A 20,350-nucleotide genomic window follows, 5' to 3' on the forward strand; every position below is an offset into this window, starting at 1 on the left:
TTGTATTGCTGGTTGTTTCTTTTTCCTCGCCGAGAGATGCAGACAACCTCTCGCTACGCTTCGAGAACGTCTGCATCTCTCGGCGAGGCCTACTCTTTTATTGCACTTCGTTTTGGAACTTGCACATAATCTAGAACATAAACAAGGCAAGAAGTTATTGACACGAATTGTCATTGGTTATTTCCCACGAAATTATTATATTTGCAGAATTCGTTTCAAAAGATTAATAATATGAGGATTACAGTATTTTGTTCAGCAAACAACAATATCGACCCGGATTTCTTCAAAGCAACGGAGGAACTAGGGGCATGGATGGCTGCAAATGGGCATACTTTGGTATATGGGGGAACCGACCAAGGGCTGATGGAATGTATTGCCAAGGCCGTTCATGAGCACGGTGGGCAGACCATTGGAGTCGTACCGACGAAGGTAGAAGAGCACGGGCACACCTCCAAATACAACGATGTGGAAATTCCATGCGACAATCTAAACGACCGCAAACAGCTTATGCTGCTACATACCGACATCGCCATTGCCTTGCCGGGAGGCGTGGGTACACTCGACGAGATCTTCTCTATGGCTGCCTCCAAGTCTATAGATTATCACGACAAACGCGTGATACTCTACAATATGAAAGGCTTTTGGGACAAAACCATCGAACTCTTAAATGATATGCAACACCGAGGATTCATCCGTGGTGACTATCATCGCCTGATTACACCGGTGAATTCGTTGGAGGAATTAAAAGCCATTCTATCCGAAGAGTAATCTTCCTATTCCCCAATTATCGAATACAAGAAGTGCTGACAGACATTCCATATCATCGCATGGAGTCTCTGCCAGCACTTTCGTGTTTATAGATTTTATCCTCTCAGCTTCTCGGCCATTGCCTGACCAAGTGCCCTACACTTCTCTTTGGTTTCTTCCGTGAGTGCTTGTTTCATCTCTACCGGCTCACCCACTACGTCGAAATGGATGTGTTGCTCGTTCCATTCGCCTATCTTTTGAACGGCCTTGCTAGCCCATCCATAACTTCCGAACCAACCGATATAATGATTCTTGATGTCGCGATTGGCAATCTCTTGCAACAATACGTCCATCTCATGATAGAGACCATTGTTATAAGTCGGTGCACCAACTATCAAACCGCGATAGCGGAAGATGTCACGTAGAATATAAGAGTGGTGAGTCTTCGACACATTATACACCATAATATTCTTCACACCAGCCTGCGAAGCAGCACGAGCAATGGTTTCTGCCATACGTTCCGTGTTGCCATACATCGTACCATAGCATATTACCAAACCCGGCTCAGTTTCATATTTCGACATACGATCATACATAGAGACCACCTGATTGGCCTGTTCATGCCATACAGGTCCGTGTGTCGGGCATATATAATCAATCTGTTCTGCAGCCAATTTCTTCAATGCATTCTGTACAGGTGTACCATATTTGCCCACGATATTGCTGTAATAGCGGGTCATTTCCAGCCACGCCCAGTCGGTATTAATATCGCTATCAAGCAGTCCACCATTCAATGCTCCGAAACAACCAAAAGCATCTCCGGAGAAGAGCACGTGGTCTTCAACATCAAGAGTCATCATGGTTTCAGGCCAATGTACCATCGGTGTCATGAAGAACTTCAATGTATGGTGTCCCAAATCGAGCGTATCACCATGCTTCACTTCCAAATGATTGTCATCCATACCATAGAAACCGCTCAGCAAATCAAACGATTTCTTGTTACCAATCACCTGAATTTCAGGATAATATTTACGCAACAATTTGATGGAACCGCTATGATCCGGCTCCATATGATTTACCACCAAATAGTCTATTTTACGGTCACCCAACACCTCATGGAGACTTTCTATAAACTGTGAAAAGAAATCTACTTCTACTGAATCTATCAAACAGACCTTGTCATCATCAATCAGATAGGAGTTGTATGTTACTCCCGAAGGTAGAGGCCACAGCCCTTCAAACAGACTCTTATTACGGTCGTTGACACCTACATAGTAGATTTTGTTTTTTAATTCTATCATGATTTCGTCTAAACGTTTAAAGATTTCATTTTATTTCCGAACTCCGTTGATACGTAGTTAAATATATCTTTGCAACTCTCGGCAGAGAACATCTGCCCATATCCAATGGCTTTATCCCATTGTTCTTCGCTCAATCCACGGTCAATATCGTCGCGTGTCACCCCACCTTTCAGCAATCCATAGATGAATCCGGCATTGAAATTGTCACCGGCTCCGATGGTACTCACCACCTCTGTATCCATTACAGGATACTGTTTAGCTAGCTTATTCTCCGCTCTCAATTCGGTAGGAGCATCTCCGCAAGTGCAAATGAACTTCTTACAGTAGAAAGATATTTCCGCATTATATACTCTTTCGGCCTCTTTCAAGCGATAGAGTATCTCAAAATCCTCAATGCTCCCACGCACAATGTCGGCATATTCCAAATTTTCAATGAGGTTCGGCGTTATCTTCATAATCTCATGACGGTGCGACGAACGATAATTCACATCGTAGTAAAGAATTGCTCCGCGACTATGTGCATACTCCAAGAACGCCGCCACCTGCGGTCGAATCACCGGATTCACAGCAAAGAATGAGCCGAAAAGCACGATGTCATCGCGCTGTACATCGGGATAGATGAAGTCTAATTGATCGTGCGGATGATCTTTATAGAAGATATAATCGGCATTATTTTTCTCGTCCAAGAAGGCCAAAGAGATGGGTGACTTACTCTCAGCAAATACATTCACACTATCCGCATTCACACCGTTGTCGCGCAGAAAACTTACCACATACTCCCCTATCCGGTCGTTTCCAGCCTCACCGATAAACGTGGTATTCACACCAGAGCGTCCCAATGAGATCGTGGCATTAAACGAAGAGCCACCGGGAACCGCCGAAATGGGTTGTCCGTTCTTAAATATAATATCGAGTACTGTTTCCCCGATTCCTATTACCTTGCGCATAGATATATTAATAATGATATGCCCCTATCTGCATTCCAAGATTCCGGAATACAGCCACGGCTTTTCTTCAGTATGCAAAGATAATCTAAATATTCATATATCGTGACAATGCCAACCGGATTTTTAAAGAATTATTGAGGGAGAAGGGGGTGGAGACGATTATATATTCCGTGTTCCCTGACAATTCGGATAATCGCTACAACTCCAAAAATCTCGTCCTGCATTCGTTCCTCGCTTAGCCGTACGCCGTATCATTGGTTTGCCACATACAGGGCAAGATGGTGAACCTTGTGCCACAGCTTGTTCCCTCTGTGTACTCACTCGTTCTCGGGTGAGATTCTCAGTAAATCCACCTTCTTGTTTAAAGCGGTCTAACTGACTGCTTATCATCTTTTGCAACATAGAGATATTACGATTTATCAACAGCATCATTGCATTGAGTCGAGTTGACAAATCAGCACATTCTGTCCACAGTGCAAACTTCTTACGCTCGTTTTGGATATGTACCCAAGCATCATGTTCTATATCATCGCTGTATTGAGGACGAGATAATTGGATGGCATTAAACTTTTGATAATTTGCTGATTGCTTCGACCATGGCTCACATCCTATCTGCAACGACAAACTAAAAAAGTCGCCAAGCAATTCTGAAAGGCTGGCGCGAGCTACATCATTGAGCTTCATTTCTGTTTCACGTGATGTCTGATGCCTAGAACATCCCTCTGCTATATTGGCCGTAACCGACCGGGCAGCCATCGTCATTTGGTCGTATAAACGTCCACACGGGTCGTTATGCTGATTCAAATACCCTTTACAGAAAGCCAATGTGGCTTGTTGTACGATGTTGGCCATAATCCATACATCCAAAAAATAATAACCTTTGATAGATTTAATGGTAATAGACATAAGCTAATAGAATTTTATTCTTGACCGATTATTCGACTAATCGATTACTCGAATGGTCGATACAAATATACGAAAAAATCACATACACTCTGCTGCAAAGCCCTTGCAACATCACTGCAAAGGCGAGGCAGGAATGCTGAAGAGGGCACGCAGCATTGCTGCCACGGCCTTGCAGGATGACAATAGACGAATAAACGAGTTGACAAGTAAACAAGATAGAGTGACAAAGAGGACGGAAATGAGTTAACAAATGGAGGAGATTTGGCTGCTCAACCGATTTTTAGTATATTTGCCAACATGGACAATAAGATATTGAAAGCACTCAAGCTATGCCCGCTATTCGCCGGAATGAGCGACATAGAGATAGAGATGATACTCTCGGCAGCGCACTACCGCATCGTAGAATACGATAAAAAGGACGTATTTTCGCTCACGGGAATGCCTTGTCAGTACGCTGATATCGTCATCAGCGGTGTACTGATATGCCGCATGGTGGGTCTCAGTGGCAAGCAGGTAGAGGTGAGTCGGCTCACCGAAGGCGACATCGTGGCACCCGCTTTCATCTTCGCCAAGAACAACAAGATGCCGGTAAGCGTAGAGACCGATACCAAAGTGAGCGTTCTTCGCATGAAACCGGAGATGCTCATGGAACTGATGAACAACGACCCGAAGCTGAATCTGAATTTCATACGCGTGCTTTCAAACATCGACGTATTCCTCACCAATAAGATGAAAGTGTTGTCGTTGCTCACCGTGCGTGAGAAAGTGGCCTACTTTTTACGCGAGGCTGCTGGCAAACAAGGTTCACTCACCATCAAGATAGACCAATCACGACAAGAGATAGCCGACTCTTTCGGCATTCAGAAATATTCGCTCTTACGCGTATTGTCGGAGATGTCGGCCAATAGAACCATCAGCATCAACGGCAAAACCATCACCATTCTAGACCGCAGCAAACTGTAATAGCATGGTTTTTCATCCGCTTACAGGCAATAACGAGTGCCCACCACGCTTCAACAATCCCTTCTATTATGAGCCTCATTCACTCTGTTTGACAGCCGTCGAACAGCTAAAGGCAGAGTTATCAGCAGCAACTTCCACACCTTTCGGTCGTGAAATCGCTGCCGGAAAGATGTTCGGTGTGCTCATCGTAGAACGAGACAACGGTGAAATGGGATATTTACAGGCCTACAGCGGACAAATATGTGGGCGCAGCGATTGGCCAGATTATGTGCCGGCCATATTCGACTACCTGCAACCCAATGGCTATTTTAAGACCCATGAGCAACAAATCAGCGCCATCAACGACGAAATCAAACGCATAGAGAGTAGCCAAGAATATCGCCAACTACAGCAAGACTTGGCAACCACACAAGCAGAGGCACAAGACAGGATATCGGCTCAACGCAGCTTGATGGAACAGAGCAAGAAGCAGCGCGACCAACTCCGACAATCGGGCAAAGGCTTCGATGAAACCGCACTTATCAGAGAGAGCCAGTTCCAAAAAGCCGAATTGCGACGTATCAAACTACAATATGCTGACAAAGAGCAGCACATTATCGATGGAATCGGTCGTTTTGAATCAAATATACAAAAGTTAAAGACTAAGCGACATCAACGTTCGGACGCGCTACAGAGATGGTTATTCGAGCATTTCTCCTTGCTTAACGCGCGTGGAGAGACGCGTAATCTGCTTGATATCTTCGCTCCAACAATAAGCAAGATTCCCCCATCGGGCAGTGGGGAATGCTGTGAGCCTCGGCTGTTACAATATGCCTACGAACACCACATGCACCCACTACAGATGGCCATGTTTTGGTGGGGCGCATCGCCCAAGCAAGAATTGCGGCGCCACGGACAATTCTATCCAGCCTGTAACGGGAAATGCAAACCCATTTTAAATTGGATGTTGCAAGGACTGGACGTAGAACCTAACCCACTAGATGCCGACAATCATAACGAATTGCGCACGATAGACGTCGGCGAACACTATGTAGTAGTGAATAAACCGGCCGGCATGTTGAGCGTTCCGGGAAAGAGTAAACGCGAGTCGGCAGCCTCTATCTTGCGCGAACGATACCCAAAGGCCGACGGTCCGATGATGGTTCACCGGCTCGACATGGCTACATCGGGATTGCTCATCGCCACCCTTGACATGCCCACCTATATCTATTTGCAACGTCTTTTCGCTACCCACCGCATACGAAAACGCTACGTAGCCATCCTTAACGGCGAAATAGAAGTTCCTACAGAGGGTACCATTGCCCTACCATTGGCTCCCGACATCATGGATCGTCCACGCCAAAAGGTAGACCACGAACACGGTAAGCGAGCCATAACGCGATACCACATCATAGAAAGAAAGAACGGAAAAACACGCATAGCACTCTTTCCTGAGACAGGGCGTACCCACCAATTGCGCGTACACTGTGCCCATCCCGAAGGACTCAATTGCCCTATCTTGGGAGACGAACTATACGGTAAGAAGGCCGACAGGATGTATCTGCATGCCGAAGAAATAGAAATTGCGCCCGACGAAGTCAGTCCGTGGGGCGCAATGAAATGGATATGTAAAGCCGATTTCTAACATTCGGCCTTGTTCAAACAAAGAACATAACGATGACTTGGGCGATAATCACTCGCACAAACATGCTCAACGGATAAACCGTGGCATAACTTACATTGGCCGTCTCGCCCTCAAGTGTGTCATTAGCATAGGTCAATGCCATCGGATTGGCCATGCTTCCACAAAGTATTCCACAGATGGTTCCGAAATCAAATTTCTTCGTCTTCAGCGCGATGAAACCGACAATAATGACAGGTAGCACCGTGACAAGGAAGCCTAATCCTACCCATAACGCACCTTCTGGGCGCAACACGGTATCCATAAAATGCTTACCGGCTTCAAGCCCAAGTCCGGCTAAGAAGATTGCCAAACCGAGTTGGCGAAGCATCAGGCCTGCACTACGCGTCATATAAGAAATAAAATGAACGCGCGGACCGAGTGAACCAATGAGGATTCCCACTATGATGGGACCACCGGCAATACCTAGCTGGATAGGAACACTCATGCCGGGAATGACGAGAGGAATCGTACCAACGGCCAATCCAAGAATCATTCCGAGGAAGATGGCACCCAAATTAGGTTCGCTAAGCGTCTTCACGGCATTCCCCATAAAGCTCTCCACATGGTCTACATCTTCGGGAGCGCCCACCACTGTAACACGGTCGCCATACTGAAGGCGTAGGTCGTCGGTGGCCAAAAGTTTAATATCGCCACGGATAACACGACTGACATTCACGCCATACGTATTGCGTAGCTGCAAATTGCCAAGTAGTTTACCATTGAGCGTAGTGCGTGTGACCACGATAACGCGGCTTTCTACCTTGGTATCGAGCGCATTCCAATCTATCTGATCTCGATTCCAATCGGTCTCAACCTTCTGTCCGAAGAGCAACGTCATGGCCTCAACCTCCTCCTTATTCGACACCACAAGCAGGCTATCTTTAAGTTCCAAGCGCGTAGTCGCAAGCGGAACGATGACCTGACTATTACGCCAAATACGCGAAATGATGAACTTACGATGAGTCATATTGGAAATCTCGACGATGGTTTTGCCCTTCAATGCCGGATTGACGACAACAAATTGTCCCACAGAAGTGTGGTCGGCATCGTCTTTAATACGTGCTTTGAGGTCGTCGGGCTTGACAAACAACTTGCGCAACACAATCATGCCGAGGATAACACCTACCACACCCAAAGGGTAAGTGACGGCACATGCCAAGGCTGCCCCTTGACTAGGCAAGCCCATTTGAGCCAGCGTTTGCTGAGCAGCACCCAACGCAGGCGTATTCGTGGTGGCTCCACAAAGGATTCCAACCATATCGGGAAGCGACACGGGCGTGAAGATTGACAATAAAATAGTCATAACCGTGGCAACCAATGCCAGCGCCAATCCCCATAGATTAAAAGCCACTCCCTCGTGGCGCAAGGCTCCGAAGAAGTTTGGTCCCACGTAGAGTCCAAGGGTATAAACAAACAATGTGAGTCCGAAACTTTCGGCATAAGAAATCATTTGCGAATCTACCGTTAGGCCAAAATTGCCTACCACAATACCAACAAAGAAGACAAAAGCGATTCCAAGAGAAATTCCCTTGTAATGAAGTTTGCCTAATGCTAATCCGAGCGAGCAGATAAGCGACAATACGACGATAGCCTGTATCGCCGAATGCATACTGAATAAGCCCTCAAGCCATTCCATAAAAATGTGTTATTTTCTAACCATTGAAAAAAAACTTGCACAAAGTTACGACAAATACCTTGGGTCGGCAAAAATAAAAGGTATATATTTGCAAGTTTATAGAATAAATCCTAAATTTGTTGGGAAAATGATAACCATGAAAAGAGTGACGGCGCTTTGGCTCTCACTATGTTGTATATATCCTACAGAGATACACGCACAAGAGCCTGATACCACAACAACCATACACCATATTGAAGCAGATGTAATTCCATCGACCATCCTTCATACCAACCGTTACCTCCAAGGAGGCAACGCAGAAAGGCGTACGATGAACTACGCTTTCACCGCTCGACTGAAGTGTGCGTTCGCTTCGCCCGAAGGAAGCATGCAAGAACGCATCTACAGAGGTGCATATCAAGGTATCGGTATGGCCATACACGATTTCAATTGGCAACTAGGTCATCCTTGGTCGGCATTCATTTTCCAAGGCGCACGTATCAAGACCATCTCGCCATATATCAACCTGAACTACGAATGGAATCTGGGATTGACCGCAGGATGGCACCCTTACGACATAGAAAAGAATCCGGATAACAAGGTCATCGGTTCGCGCGTGACGGCTTATATAGATGCCGATTTATACTTAAACTTCCGCCTCTCACGCCATTTCGACCTGAATGCCGGTATTTCGGCCATTCATTTCTCCAACGGAAATACCACAGTACCGAATGCCGGATTGAACGTATTGGGCGGACGGATGAGCTTGGCGTACTATCTAAACCGGCCCAGACAAAGGACTCAAAAACAAGATACCATCCCCCATTTTCACCGTCATCTATACTATGACTTAGTGGCTTATGGAGCATGGTACCAATTGGGATATAACACAGACGACGGTCCGGTGATTATACCGGGTAAATATGGTGTCTTCGGATTCAACTTTAATCCGATGTATGGCATCAACCATTGGTTCAGTACCGGGCTCTCAGTCGATGGTGTCTACGACAGAGGAGCCAACATCTACAAACCTCTCGACAAAAAAGACAAATCGGTTGTGACGCTTGTACCGAATAAACCTAAGACCTTGGAACAAATGGCTATCGGCTTATCGGCACGTGCCGAGTTTATCATGCCATACTTTTCTATCAACGTAGGAGTAGGCCATTACCTGCTAGGAGCACAGGGCGACCTGAATGAGTGGTATCAGATACTCGCCCTGAAAGTGCATTGTACGCACCATCTATTCCTACATATCGGCTATAGTCTGCGTGATTTCAAGTACCCAAACCATTTGATGTTGGGTACAGGATGGCGATTCTAGTAGGTGTTACGCGTTAAAGTGGGCGTAAAGTAGCGCCCATTGGTAATCTCGCTGATAGACAACACCTCATAAGCTATATTATAAGTGGTAGGTCCTTCTTCCCATAAAAAGCCGATATTACCACCGATAAGCTGGGTCATCGTGGAATAAGCAGACAACTGTTGGCTTACTTGTAAGCCACGTGTCCATCCTGTGACAAGACCGGCTGTGCCAATATGAGTGGTGGGAAGTTCGCGATAGAAGAAGCCTACGTGGCGACGTTGCGGGCCGAAAGGTACACTCTGCAAAGCCAACCACACATCGGTTTCGTCGGAAGCACGACGTGCCTTAACCACTAAAATTTCTCCGTTGCAAGCATTCTGAATGCCATCGAAAGACTGACTCTTCATAGGTACATCCCAAGAGCCGCGACCTTTCTTGACATTAGTGAAGGTATAGACGTTGAACAAGCGGCCGTTGGCACGAGAACTAAGGATAACACTGCCATCGGGGAGTTCATCACACTTAGGCTCATCGCCTTTTGGACAAGGCGATTGAGTGGTGTTGCCTAAAGCTTTCCACGACTTTCCGAAATCATCGCTGTAAACAACGAAGTTGCCTTGTAGCGTACAAAGGGCTGCATAGAGACGATAGTAGCGCCCCACCTTAACATAACGGCTCTGGTGTATCTTACCCGAACCGAAGAAAAGGCTTTGTACTGGGCCGTCCTTATGCTTATCGAAGAGGCGGTATATTTTCTCAGTAATCTCCTCACCTTGATTCCATGTGTGGCCATTATCATCGCTATAGAAGCGAGCTACACGATTAGGATTGTTGCGACGAGCCTTGGTATAAGGGGTCTTTCCACACACACCGATAGCTAAAACACGTGGGCTGGTGCGGTCGGCCACAAGTGCACAGTCGCCAAAAGCGTAATTCCAACCAACAGAAGATTCGTCGCCTGTACCGTCGGCCAGCTTACGTTCGGCGCTCCAAGTCTTGCCTTGATCGCTGCTTTCGCGGAAGTGGAGGTCGATAGCACCATAACCTATATCGCTACCACAATAACGATAGTCGGCCACAGCAATGATATTCCCATTCTGAGCTTGGGCAATGGCCGGGATGCGATAAGGCACACTGTCGGGCAATGTACGGAAAAGAATCTGATGGAAATGCCCTGCCTGCGAGCAGAGAGCTACGGCCGAAAGGGCTACGGTCAATAGAAATTGTCTCATGGAGTATTGCTTTTTTAATCTTTTATACTATATATTGCAAACTTACAAAGAAATTTCCAAATAACCAACCACATAAGAAAGAAAAACGTCTCAGCCCTATACAACAAAAAACGAGTGCACTCTTGAGAATGCACTCGCTATTTTTGAATAGGGAATTAAATCGTATTATTTATCCCACCATACTCGTGTATCAAATCTATCCTTACCTTGACGAGCAATAGCTGCGTCGTAGTTGGCCTTATTTACCTGAGATTCCTTGCTAGGATAGATGAAGCGACGTGGGATAGAACCATCCTTTGTAGCACACTGACCATCTTCCTTAGCCATTGCATTAGGTGTCAATACAGGGAAACCAGAGCGACGCCAGTTTGTAAACACCTCATGAGGATCACCGAAAGTAGTGATGTAATACTGTGTATTAATCTGTTCCAAAGCCTTAGCTGCGTTGTAAGGATTAGCAGCGAGATAAGCATCTACCTTACCATCTAAGTACTGCTGATAAATCTTACCGGCATTGGGGAATTGCTTAAACTGCAAGAATGCAGCCTTTACACCGTCTTCATAGAACTTCTTAGCGTCACCGCTGATGTATCCACGAACTACAGCTTCTGCCAACAAGAAGTTTGTCTGCGCAGCTGTTACAACAAATGTAGGAGCTGTGGGGTCATTATAAGTGTAACGGTTAGGGATTGAGAAGTAGTTGGTGTAACGATCATACCAGTAAACAGGTGTACTCTTACCGTCTTTTACGACATGGTCAATGATGTGAGCATCGTCTTTTTTGAATCGAGGATCAACTTTAGCCATAGCGTAAGGACTGGTAGGGTTCAAGCTATAACCACCAGAAAGAAGACCTTCTTGCTTCTCTGGAGTCATATCACCATAGTCTTCGGCAGACAAATCTTTCTCAACCGACTTGATACCATTGGTTGCTGCAACAGTCGCAATCAAAGAGATACGTGGGTCTTGAGAATCCTTCAACATATCAACGAAAGTCTTGCTGAGGAAGAACTCACGGTCTTCTTTGGCATTGATTTTAGCAAATGGCTCAGCAGAATCATCCGAAGGAGATGCTCCGGGATGGTCCAATTTCACATTATCTGCGTAATCTGTGATAACACCATTGGCAAAAGCCTTAGCAGCATACTTCTTTGCTGTAGCCTCATCTACCTTTACTAGGCGCATAGCCAAACGAAGCATGAGAGAGTTAGCAAACTTCTTCCACTTAGCGGCATTACCTGCAAAATAGACATCATGGGCTCCCATGTCAGCAGTTCCAGATGCCAAATTAGCCTGAGCTTCATCCAATTCCTTCAGCATATCAGTGTAAATATCCTTCTGGCTATCGTAAACCGGATAAGAGAATTGGTCAGGACGACCAGCTTGAGAGTAAGGAATATCTCCGTAAAGGTCTGTCATCTTGCCGAAAGCATAAACACGCATCACACGAGCGATGTTCCAATCTATCTTCAATTTGTCGTTTCCTTTCCACTTATCAACGCAGGTAGTGACGTCACGCAAAGCTCCACGGTCACCATTGAAAGTATCCCAGAACGAAGCAGAGTAACCATCGCTGTAGTTATAGCGGCCATAACTATCCCACCAGTCGATAGATGTAAGTTGCTGAGTAAACTGAGCTGAGTAGATACATCCGGTACGCCACATATCCCAGTCGGAGCCCAATGCCTGATGTTCCGCATTTGTGAACAGCATAGCCGTAGGCACATTGGCCTCATTCAAGTGCTCCGGATCAATATTGAGGTCACCAAAATCTCCACAACTAGAGACTCCGAGTGCAACTACCGAAGCTAATGCTATATATTTAAACTTTTTCATTTTATTTTCTCATTAATGATAATTAGAACTTAATATTCACATTGAAACCAATGTTTCTAGTTGTAGGATAACCGTTCAACTCAAGTCCTTGACCGTTACCAGCATTGACTGCAGACTCTGGATCAATGTTCGGAGTATGCTTCATGATTGTCCATAGGTTACGAGCAACAAGAGATAGGCTCAATCCCTTAACAAAGTTCATGTGAGTAAACATTGATTTCGGGAATGTATAGCCTAACGACAACTCACGCAACTTGATGAAGTCAGCACTGTAAACGAACTCTTCGCCAATGTTTGCCTTGCAAATTGCCTGATAATAGTCTTGAGCTGATACAGAAACAGTGTTGGCCTTGCCGGTAGCTTCATCAATACCCGATGCCACGATAGCACCCTTTGCATTGTCGGCTGTACGACCGTTCAATGTGTTCTTGTGCATACCATAGGAGTAAAGCTGGTAGTTTGTACCAGAGAAAATCTTAGCACCGAACTTTGCATCAATCAAGAATGCCAATGTAAAGTTCTTATAGCTGAAAGAGTTACGGAAACCACCGGTCCACTTATAAACCCCATTACCGAGTATAGTCTGCTCACCTGCTTGTGGAAGCCCCTTACTCAACAGAAGATTACCATTAGCATCTCTCTTATACTTGTTACCGATAATCTGACCATAAGGCTGTCCTACAACATTGTAGATATAAACATTACCGTTACGGCTCTGAGCTCCATCGATAGACAAACGGTCTACACCATCACCCAAAAACTCTACATTTGAGTTGTTATAAGCAAAGTTCAAAGTAGTATTCCACTGGAAATTTTTGTTTCTGATAGGATATGCATCAACCATAAACTCAAAACCGTTGTTCTTCAATTTACCAACATTGGCAACCTTAGAACCATAACCTGATGCAGAAGATGTAGATACTACAGCGATGTCATCGGTGGTCTTCTTTACATAGTAAGCCATATCAAAGTTCAAACGACTCTCGAAGAATGACAGGTTCAAACCTACTTCAAACTCAGAAATATGAACCGGCTTCAATGTATTGCTAGGATACTTGTCACCATTGTTCTGTGTTGCTGCAATCTGTCCATTAACCTTATAGTTACGCAATTGGTAAAGAAGGAGGTTCTGATAAGGAGAAGTTCCGTTAGATGCAGAAGCCAAACCGGCACGCAACTTACCGAAGTCGAACCAAGCAGGAAGCTGGTTACGGAATGTATCGGTGAACACCCAAGAAAGTGTTGCAGATGGGTAGAAATAGCTATTGCTATTGTCTGCCAATGTAGAGAACCAGTCGTTACGAGCTGTAAGGTTCAAGAACACTTGGTTCTTCCATCCTAAATCAGCTGTACCATAGAGAGAATTAACCTGATAACGCTCTGTCTTTATAGCCGGACGCTTGTCACTCAAGTTGTTCACAGACCACAAACCGTCTACTACGAATGGGCGACCACCATCTGAAACCAAGAATATCTTGCTGATATCAAACTGCTTGTTACCACCGAAGGTAGCACCAACAGTCCAATCACCGAATGTTTTATTGAAGCCCAAAAGGAAGTTGTAGTTGTTCTCATGGAAGTTCTTAGAGTACTGAGTCATCCAACCTGCAGGGTCAGCAGCTGCACCAACAGGCTGTACCTGCTTGTATTCGAAGTTATAACCATCGTGTTGAACGGCACCTTGGATATACAACCAGTCTGTAATATCCCAACGTAAATTGACAGCACCAACCAAACGTGTGCGGTTCATATCGTTGGTCTTACGATATTGCAACCAATAAGGGTTGTTGAAATAAACATTGGTACCACCAATCATTTCGCTTCCGTCAAGGTTAGTACCCCAACCTTTTTCGGTTCCCTTCATCCACTCTATGTCGAAAGAGTTACCACGATAAAGCAGAGAAGCATTGGTATTACCGTTACCATCAGAAAGGTTTGCACGACCATTCGACTTATCCGTAGTATAGTTAGCGGTCACTGTCAAGTGCAGATTCTTAAAGATGTCATAGGTAGTATTCATATTCAAACCTACCTGGCGATTACCTGCGTTAGGCAGAATACTCTTCTCCTTATTATAAGAAGCACCGAAACGATAAGTAATATTTTGTGCAGAACCAGAAACTGAAGCCGAAGTATTAGTTGTAATACCGGTACGATAGAATTTAGACCAGTTGTCTACATCCTTATAAGCATAAGTATTACCAAGGAAGTTGGTAGCTTCAGAGCCATCTAAAGCGGCACCCCAGCTATTGCTTTCGCCTTCTTGAGCAGCCTTTACGTTAGTAGGCTTCACACCATATTTACCCAAACCGAAAGTCTTTTGCCAATCGCGATAGTCATAAATAGAGTTGAAAGTCAAGTTCTCATTTACTTCAATAGATACCGGCTGATTCTTCTTACCACTCTTAGTAGTAATCAAGATAGCACCGTTACCACCACGATAACCGTAAAGGGCAGAAGCGGCAGCCCCCTTCAACACCTGAATACTTTCGATATCATCAGCGTTGATGTTGCTCAAACCGTCACCCATATCCGAGCCACCCCACATACCTGCGGAGCCTTGGTTGGTATTATCAAATGGCACACCGTCCACTACATAGAGAGGCATGTTGTTACCTGTAAGTGAAGCATTACCACGAATGACTACACGAGAAGTACCTGTAGAACCTGTACCATTACCCGCTACGTTCACACCGGCAATCTTACCAGAGAGAGCATTACCAATATTGGGATCACGTGCCAGCTGGAAATCCTCACCACCTACCTTCGTTGTAGAATATCCCAACGAACGAGACTGGCGCTTGATACCCAAGGCTGTTACCACAACTTCATCGATAGCGGTAGCTTCAGGAGTCATTTTCACGTCTACCTTAGAGCGGTTACCCACTTTTACATAAGCTGTCTTGTAGCCTACATAAGACAATTCGAGTGTTCCGTTAGCCGGACAGTTAATCGAATAATTACCATCGATGTCGGTAATTGCATTGATGTTAGTACCCTGTACCTTGACAGTTGCACCAATAACCGGCTGACCGGTCTCATCAAGGACATTACCTTTGACTGTTGAGTTCTGTGCGAATGCTCCAAAAGCGAAGCATAACATCAGAACAGTTAGTTTGGTTCTCATTGAGATCCAAAAGAACTTCATTCCTTTACACATTTTGAATTAAGTTTAGTTACAGTTACCCTAAACAGGGATTGTTAAAGTTATATATCTGGTTTTACACAAGGCAAAATTAGCAAATGATTTGATAAATGCAAATTTTTTAATACTTTATTTTAAATAAATCAAACAAAATTACAACTTTAAAAATTCATATAAACCGCTCAATACGAATATATTACACCGTTTTTAAGCGTTTATAGACCGTCATGGCATTCCTATATACTCATTTGAAACAGTTTTGCTATTAAAATATTTTTAGAACTATACAGAAGTTACAAAACTAAAACCATTCCACATTTTTTAAATCATAAAAGCATATTATTTAATACTTAGAATAGCAAACAGAAAGAAAACTTAGCTTTAAAAAGAAAGAAATGAAAGCTAGATGGTTCTAATTTTCTAGTTTATTCTCCTTTTCTTACCCTTCATCAGGGAACAAAGAAGCTTTATATATAATATGGTGTAAATCCAACTGAAAGCCCCCGTGTCCCAAGAACAACCCATCTATAGTCGGCAAGTTAGAGTAAGTAGGGGCATACAGCCCCATCCTACCCTTTCTATCTCTTCCTTTCCAACAATATCCTTGTGGCATTCATCACGGCCAACAACGCCACGCCGCTATCGGCAAACACAGCTCCCCACAGATTGGTCAAGCCTAGCACGCCTAGCAACATCACCAGTGCTTTTACACTAAGAGCCAAGAATATATTCTGCCAAGCAATCACATACGTACGTCGCCCCATCTCCACAGCCTCGGCAACTTTCGTCGGTTGGTCGGTCTGCAAGATAATATCAGCCGTCTCAACAGCCAAATCCGATCCCATGGCTCCCATCGCTATGCTCACATCACTCATGGCCAATACCGGCGCATCGTTGATACCGTCGCCCACGAAAGCCACCTTCCGACCTTGTCGCTGCAACTCTTGGATATGTGCCACCTTATCTAGAGGCAACAAGTCACCATATCCATGCTGTATATGCAGTTCATTGGCCACCCTGTGTACGAGTTCCTGCTTGTCGCCCGATAATATTTCTACATGATTGACACCTTGAGAAGCCAAGCTTTCCACAACATGCCGAGCATCCTCTTTCGGCGTATCTGCCAATTTCAAGCAACCCACATATCGCCCATTACAAGCACAAGCCACCAATGTCTCGCTCACTTCTTGCAGCTCAACCGGATAGACCACCCTTTCTTGATCCAGTAATCTGAGTGTTCCCACGAGCCATCTGTCCTTACCATTGTGTGCTTCCAACCCATAACCGGGAATATCTTTGGCATCCAATCGCTTATCCGTGGGATGATATTCTGCTATGGCCTGCGCCAACGGATGATTGTTACTACTTTCCATTGCCGACACTACATCCTGCATTTCAGGCGTCAGGCCTTCCACCGAAGTAACGGTAAACTGCCCCGTAGTCAGTGTTCCGGTCTTGTCAAACACAACGGTATCTACCTCACGAATGGCATCTAAAAAATTTCCACCCTTAAAGAGGATACCGCGACGCGATGCCGCTCCGATACCCCCAAAATAGGTTAAAGGCACGCTAATAACCAATGCACAAGGACAAGAAATAACCAAGAACACCAAAGCACGGTGCAACCAAGTACTAAAAACAAAGGAAAAATCGGCCGTAATCAAACTATATAGCCACGGCAAAATCACCGTCAGCACGGCCAATAGCACGACAATGGGCGTATAAACACGTGCAAATCTACGAATAAAGAGTTCGGTCGGAGCCTTGCGTTCACCTGCTTTCTCGACCATCTCTAAAATACGCGAGATAGCAGAATCGCCAACCTTACGCGTCGTACGAATCCTAACTGGGCTGTCCACGACTATCATTCCGGCCAGCACCTCACTTCCGCCATCTATCAGCCTAGGCAGACTCTCACCCGTCAGAGCCGCTGTGTTGAAAGTAGCAGCGCCATCTTGCAGCACACCGTCCAACGGAACGCGTTCGCCGGGTTTCACTTCTATCACACTGCCCACACCTACTTCTGCCGCTTCGCGAGCCTCAACCCCACCGTTAACAATCACCATTGCACGGTCAGGACGATAGGCCACCAAGTCTTTGATATGGTCTTTGGCACAGTCTACCGCTTTATCTTGCAGCAGTTCGCCAATACAATAGAGAAGCATCACAGCCACAGCTTCCGGATATTCGCCTATGAAAAACGCACCAATAGAGGCCAACGACATCAGTGTAAACTCCGTAAACACATCGTGCTTCTCGCTGATATGCTCCCAAGCCTCTTGCATCACTCCCCATCCTACAGGCAGGAATGCAATGATATACCATGCCAAAAGCACCCACCAATGCCCGAACCAAGCCACATCAAGCCATGTCATCACCATCCCGACAACAAGCATCACTGCCGAGACTACTAGTTTCCAAGGTTGCATTATTTCTTCCTCTTCCATCTTTATAAATTTTGATTCATCGACAAAAGTAAAAATAAAAACATGCAACTCGGTTGCAAACTCCTTATTTACTCAGATATTCCACCAATCGTTCAGGTCGATTGGTCTTGATGATTGTACCTCCTTGTCGTATCAAGTCGCCCCACACGAGCTCGGCATCTCCATCCTTTTCCACATCTACATGGTTACCGGCAAGTCCTTTCTCGGTTGTATTGAAGCATACACGAGCATGTCCGCGCACCAGCGAGATGGCATGTTTGAGCAGCGAATTATTATTTTTGGAAAATCGTAATTCCACCATCACCGGCCACGACTTCAACGCCTTGCGTACACGAAGGATTGCACGTGGAGCGTCAAGGTCTACCACTGCCTTATGCATCCAGTTGCCTTCGTCTTTCACCGCACCCGGTAGTATGGCCACACTTTGCGCTCCTGCTTCTGCTACCACATCGCGAATATCCGACAAGAGGGCATCGGGAGCATTAATATCTACCAAGATACGCCCCTTGGCATAGTTCAAAACCTCTTTCAACGTAGGCATTACCCATTTAGTCACCTGCCCACGGTCGTCTTTCATCTTCAGTGCTTTTAATTCCGCCAGAGTCTTGTTGCCAACAAGTCCCTTACCATTAGTCAGTCGTTCTAAAGTCCTATCAGAGAAGCAAACGAGCTGTCCGTCCTTGGTCTTACGCACATCTACCGACACCATTTGGCGTCCTCGCTCCACCGATTTAAACACAGCATTTAGCGAATTTTCCGATGTTCCGTGCCAATCACCACGATGCGCATCGAGCAACACTTCTTTTCCTGTGACGTTAAGTAGGTGGGCACGCAATTCGTCTATATTCTTAGAAAGTCGTTGATCGAACAACCATTCACCCATACCCGGTATGCTATAGGCCACACGCCAAGCATCCTTACCGTCTCCACCCACCAATCGTGTGTGTTTGATATTACTTCCTGTGAGCATCAGCTCGTGCACTTCGGCAGCTCGTTCGGCAGCTGTAGCCTCCAAAGGCCAGTCTTTCTCGCTCACCATGGCGTCGTGTTCGTCCCATTCATCGAGCATCTTATCAACACCGGCTATCGTTTTCGTATCCTTTTTACCCGATACCAGCCACAGATTTTTCTTGGCCAAAGGTCCCAATTTTCTTGCATCCCAATGCCCAGAAACCAACAATGCCGAGGCAAAAAGGTCGGGGCGGCGTAGCAACATCACATAAGCCGACATGGCTCCCATGCCTTGTCCTGTGACATACAAGCGGTCGGCATCGAGCGGATACTGCTTTTTAAGGAAATCGACCAGCGACTGACAAGCGCGTATTTCGTCGCCATAATGATACGTATCGTCTGCCGTCAGGCGGTCGAACTGCGGTGCCACCACTACACAAGGATGTTTTTCCTGCCATTCGGGCGACGCCCACACCGTGGCGCCATTGCCTTGTACGAGTGGATTCTTCAGTTCCTTGCCCACCCCGGAGGCATCGTGCAGAAACAGCACCAATGGATATTTCACGCCGGGTTCAAACTTTCGGGGTATAAAGATATTGTAACGCAATCCTAAACCAGTCGACCGGTCTTTATAAGTCTGCTGCTTGAAGTCGTCTACCGCAATGTTTTGTGTCGACAAGGTGTAGATGGTATCTCTCAATGCCTTCACCTTTCCGCCTCCAAGAACCTTGATTTTTGCCTTCTGTACGACTGCGGCCGCACCGATCAATTTAGCTGCCGAGGCACGTTTAGAGGGCAAAGCTATAGGCGACTTCAGCGCGATAAGCACATACCGGCCACGCTTCGAGACTGCCGACTTCTCTGCTCGGTCGTTGGTATAGACCCTTGCCACCTCGCCCCCACGCACAGTGTATGTTTTCAACGTTAAACTTGTAGAGTCTATCGGGGCATCATATTCCAGCGCAACTGCCGTCAATTTTAGTCCGTCGCCAAACACCTCGTTGATGGCTTTGGCCCATTTCAACATGTGGTTACCGGCATTTGCCAGTGTAGCAGAGACCAGTAGTCCTGCCAATAATATCGTTCTTTTCATCATTCCAGATTGTTATGAGATTGCTGCAAAGCATCGGCAGCAATGCTGAAAGGCCTTTTCAGCTATTTTGCAAAGGTACAGCAGAAAAACTGCAATGCCTCTGCAGTTTCTCCAAAAAAGGTTAAATATATCTTCATTCAATCCATAATATCAAGCAAAAGAGTTACCTTTGTATCGCGGGCGTTAGAATATAACATA

At 45.7% G+C, this 20,350-nt stretch carries 13 protein-coding genes; 4 read left to right on the forward strand and 9 right to left on the reverse strand.

Annotated elements, in window-relative coordinates; all coding sequences use genetic code 11:
* Positions 1-231: 231 nt before the first annotated feature.
* A complete protein-coding gene (locus tag AC1EK4_RS03380) occupies positions 232-768 on the forward strand; it encodes an LOG family protein (RefSeq protein ID WP_480357002.1) in 537 nt (178 codons plus the stop codon).
* A gap of 95 nt (positions 769-863) precedes the next feature.
* Here the strand turns inward: AC1EK4_RS03380 and AC1EK4_RS03385 are convergent, their stop codons facing one another.
* The 3 genes from AC1EK4_RS03385 to AC1EK4_RS03395 form a co-directional block, all read right to left on the reverse strand.
* On the reverse strand, positions 864-2,048 hold the full coding sequence (locus AC1EK4_RS03385) for an FprA family A-type flavoprotein (RefSeq protein ID WP_036898792.1): 1,185 nt from the start codon (positions 2,046-2,048) through the stop codon (positions 864-866).
* Positions 2,049-2,056: 8 nt separating this feature from the next.
* Positions 2,057-2,995 (reverse strand): carbohydrate kinase family protein, encoded by a 939-nt coding sequence (locus AC1EK4_RS03390; RefSeq protein ID WP_480357003.1) that lies wholly within the window; start codon positions 2,993-2,995, stop codon positions 2,057-2,059.
* Positions 2,996-3,154: 159 nt separating this feature from the next.
* Positions 3,155-3,901 (reverse strand): four helix bundle protein, encoded by a 747-nt coding sequence (locus AC1EK4_RS03395; protein WP_062432304.1) that lies wholly within the window; start codon positions 3,899-3,901, stop codon positions 3,155-3,157.
* 297 nt (positions 3,902-4,198) lie between these two features.
* On the opposite strand from AC1EK4_RS03395, the gene AC1EK4_RS03400 reads away from it, so the two are divergent.
* The gene (locus tag AC1EK4_RS03400) at positions 4,199-4,864 is read left to right on the forward strand and encodes a Crp/Fnr family transcriptional regulator (RefSeq protein WP_480357004.1); all 666 of its coding nucleotides are present in this window, start codon (positions 4,199-4,201) and stop codon (positions 4,862-4,864) included.
* Between the two features lie 4 nt (positions 4,865-4,868).
* Complete coding sequence (locus tag AC1EK4_RS03405) at positions 4,869-6,488, forward strand: pseudouridine synthase (RefSeq protein ID WP_480357005.1); 1,620 nt, start codon at positions 4,869-4,871, stop codon at positions 6,486-6,488.
* A 13-nt stretch (positions 6,489-6,501) separates the two neighbouring features.
* Here AC1EK4_RS03405 and AC1EK4_RS03410 read toward each other — a convergent pair whose 3' ends face one another.
* The gene (locus AC1EK4_RS03410) at positions 6,502-8,163 is read right to left on the reverse strand and encodes a putative transporter (protein ID WP_480357007.1); all 1,662 of its coding nucleotides are present in this window, start codon (positions 8,161-8,163) and stop codon (positions 6,502-6,504) included.
* Between the two features lie 127 nt (positions 8,164-8,290).
* Here AC1EK4_RS03410 and AC1EK4_RS03415 point away from each other — a divergent pair, with 127 nt between their 5' ends.
* Positions 8,291-9,466, forward strand: coding sequence for an acyloxyacyl hydrolase (locus tag AC1EK4_RS03415; RefSeq protein WP_480357009.1), 1,176 nt, complete (start codon positions 8,291-8,293; stop codon positions 9,464-9,466).
* On the opposite strand, the gene AC1EK4_RS03420 is transcribed toward AC1EK4_RS03415, so the two are convergent.
* The 5 genes from AC1EK4_RS03420 to AC1EK4_RS03440 form a co-directional block, all read right to left on the reverse strand.
* Positions 9,463-10,680: a sialidase family protein gene (locus tag AC1EK4_RS03420; protein WP_480357012.1), complete on the reverse strand. Its 1,218-nt coding sequence runs from the start codon at positions 10,678-10,680 to the stop codon at positions 9,463-9,465. The two genes, AC1EK4_RS03415 and AC1EK4_RS03420, sit on opposite strands and share 4 nt — an antisense overlap.
* Positions 10,681-10,845: 165 nt before the next feature.
* Positions 10,846-12,516 carry a SusD/RagB family nutrient-binding outer membrane lipoprotein gene (locus AC1EK4_RS03425; RefSeq protein ID WP_036898811.1) on the reverse strand — a complete coding sequence of 557 codons (1,671 nt, stop codon included), beginning with the start codon at positions 12,514-12,516 and terminating at the stop codon, positions 10,846-10,848.
* A gap of 22 nt (positions 12,517-12,538) precedes the next feature.
* Entirely contained in the window at positions 12,539-15,664 is a 3,126-nt protein-coding gene (locus AC1EK4_RS03430) for a SusC/RagA family TonB-linked outer membrane protein (RefSeq protein WP_480357015.1), read from the reverse strand.
* A 575-nt stretch (positions 15,665-16,239) separates the two neighbouring features.
* Positions 16,240-18,108 carry a heavy metal translocating P-type ATPase gene (locus AC1EK4_RS03435; RefSeq protein ID WP_480357016.1) on the reverse strand — a complete coding sequence of 623 codons (1,869 nt, stop codon included), beginning with the start codon at positions 18,106-18,108 and terminating at the stop codon, positions 16,240-16,242.
* Between the two features lie 64 nt (positions 18,109-18,172).
* Complete coding sequence (locus AC1EK4_RS03440) at positions 18,173-20,155, reverse strand: glycerophosphodiester phosphodiesterase family protein (protein WP_480357017.1); 1,983 nt, start codon at positions 20,153-20,155, stop codon at positions 18,173-18,175.
* Between the last annotated feature and the right edge of the window lie 195 nt (positions 20,156-20,350).

The organism is Prevotella sp. C0026C3 (assembly GCF_056590795.1).

Excerpts from the sequence above, each read along its gene's own strand:
- AC1EK4_RS03380 (WP_480357002.1), top strand. The coding sequence starts at position 232 with ATGAGGATTACAGTATTTTGTTCAGCAAACAACAATATCGACCCGGAT.
- AC1EK4_RS03385 (WP_036898792.1), bottom strand. The coding sequence starts at position 2,048 with ATGATAGAATTAAAAAACAAAATCTACTATGTAGGTGTCAACGACCGT.
- AC1EK4_RS03390 (WP_480357003.1), bottom strand. The coding sequence starts at position 2,995 with ATGCGCAAGGTAATAGGAATCGGGGAAACAGTACTCGATATTATATTT.
- AC1EK4_RS03395 (WP_062432304.1), bottom strand. The coding sequence starts at position 3,901 with ATGTCTATTACCATTAAATCTATCAAAGGTTATTATTTTTTGGATGTA.
- AC1EK4_RS03400 (WP_480357004.1), top strand. The coding sequence starts at position 4,199 with ATGGACAATAAGATATTGAAAGCACTCAAGCTATGCCCGCTATTCGCC.
- AC1EK4_RS03405 (WP_480357005.1), top strand. The coding sequence starts at position 4,869 with ATGGTTTTTCATCCGCTTACAGGCAATAACGAGTGCCCACCACGCTTC.
- AC1EK4_RS03410 (WP_480357007.1), bottom strand. The coding sequence starts at position 8,163 with ATGGAATGGCTTGAGGGCTTATTCAGTATGCATTCGGCGATACAGGCT.
- AC1EK4_RS03415 (WP_480357009.1), top strand. The coding sequence starts at position 8,291 with ATGATAACCATGAAAAGAGTGACGGCGCTTTGGCTCTCACTATGTTGT.
- AC1EK4_RS03420 (WP_480357012.1), bottom strand. The coding sequence starts at position 10,680 with ATGAGACAATTTCTATTGACCGTAGCCCTTTCGGCCGTAGCTCTCTGC.
- AC1EK4_RS03425 (WP_036898811.1), bottom strand. The coding sequence starts at position 12,516 with ATGAAAAAGTTTAAATATATAGCATTAGCTTCGGTAGTTGCACTCGGA.
- AC1EK4_RS03430 (WP_480357015.1), bottom strand. The coding sequence starts at position 15,664 with ATGAAGTTCTTTTGGATCTCAATGAGAACCAAACTAACTGTTCTGATG.
- AC1EK4_RS03435 (WP_480357016.1), bottom strand. The coding sequence starts at position 18,108 with ATGGAAGAGGAAGAAATAATGCAACCTTGGAAACTAGTAGTCTCGGCA.
- AC1EK4_RS03440 (WP_480357017.1), bottom strand. The coding sequence starts at position 20,155 with ATGATGAAAAGAACGATATTATTGGCAGGACTACTGGTCTCTGCTACA.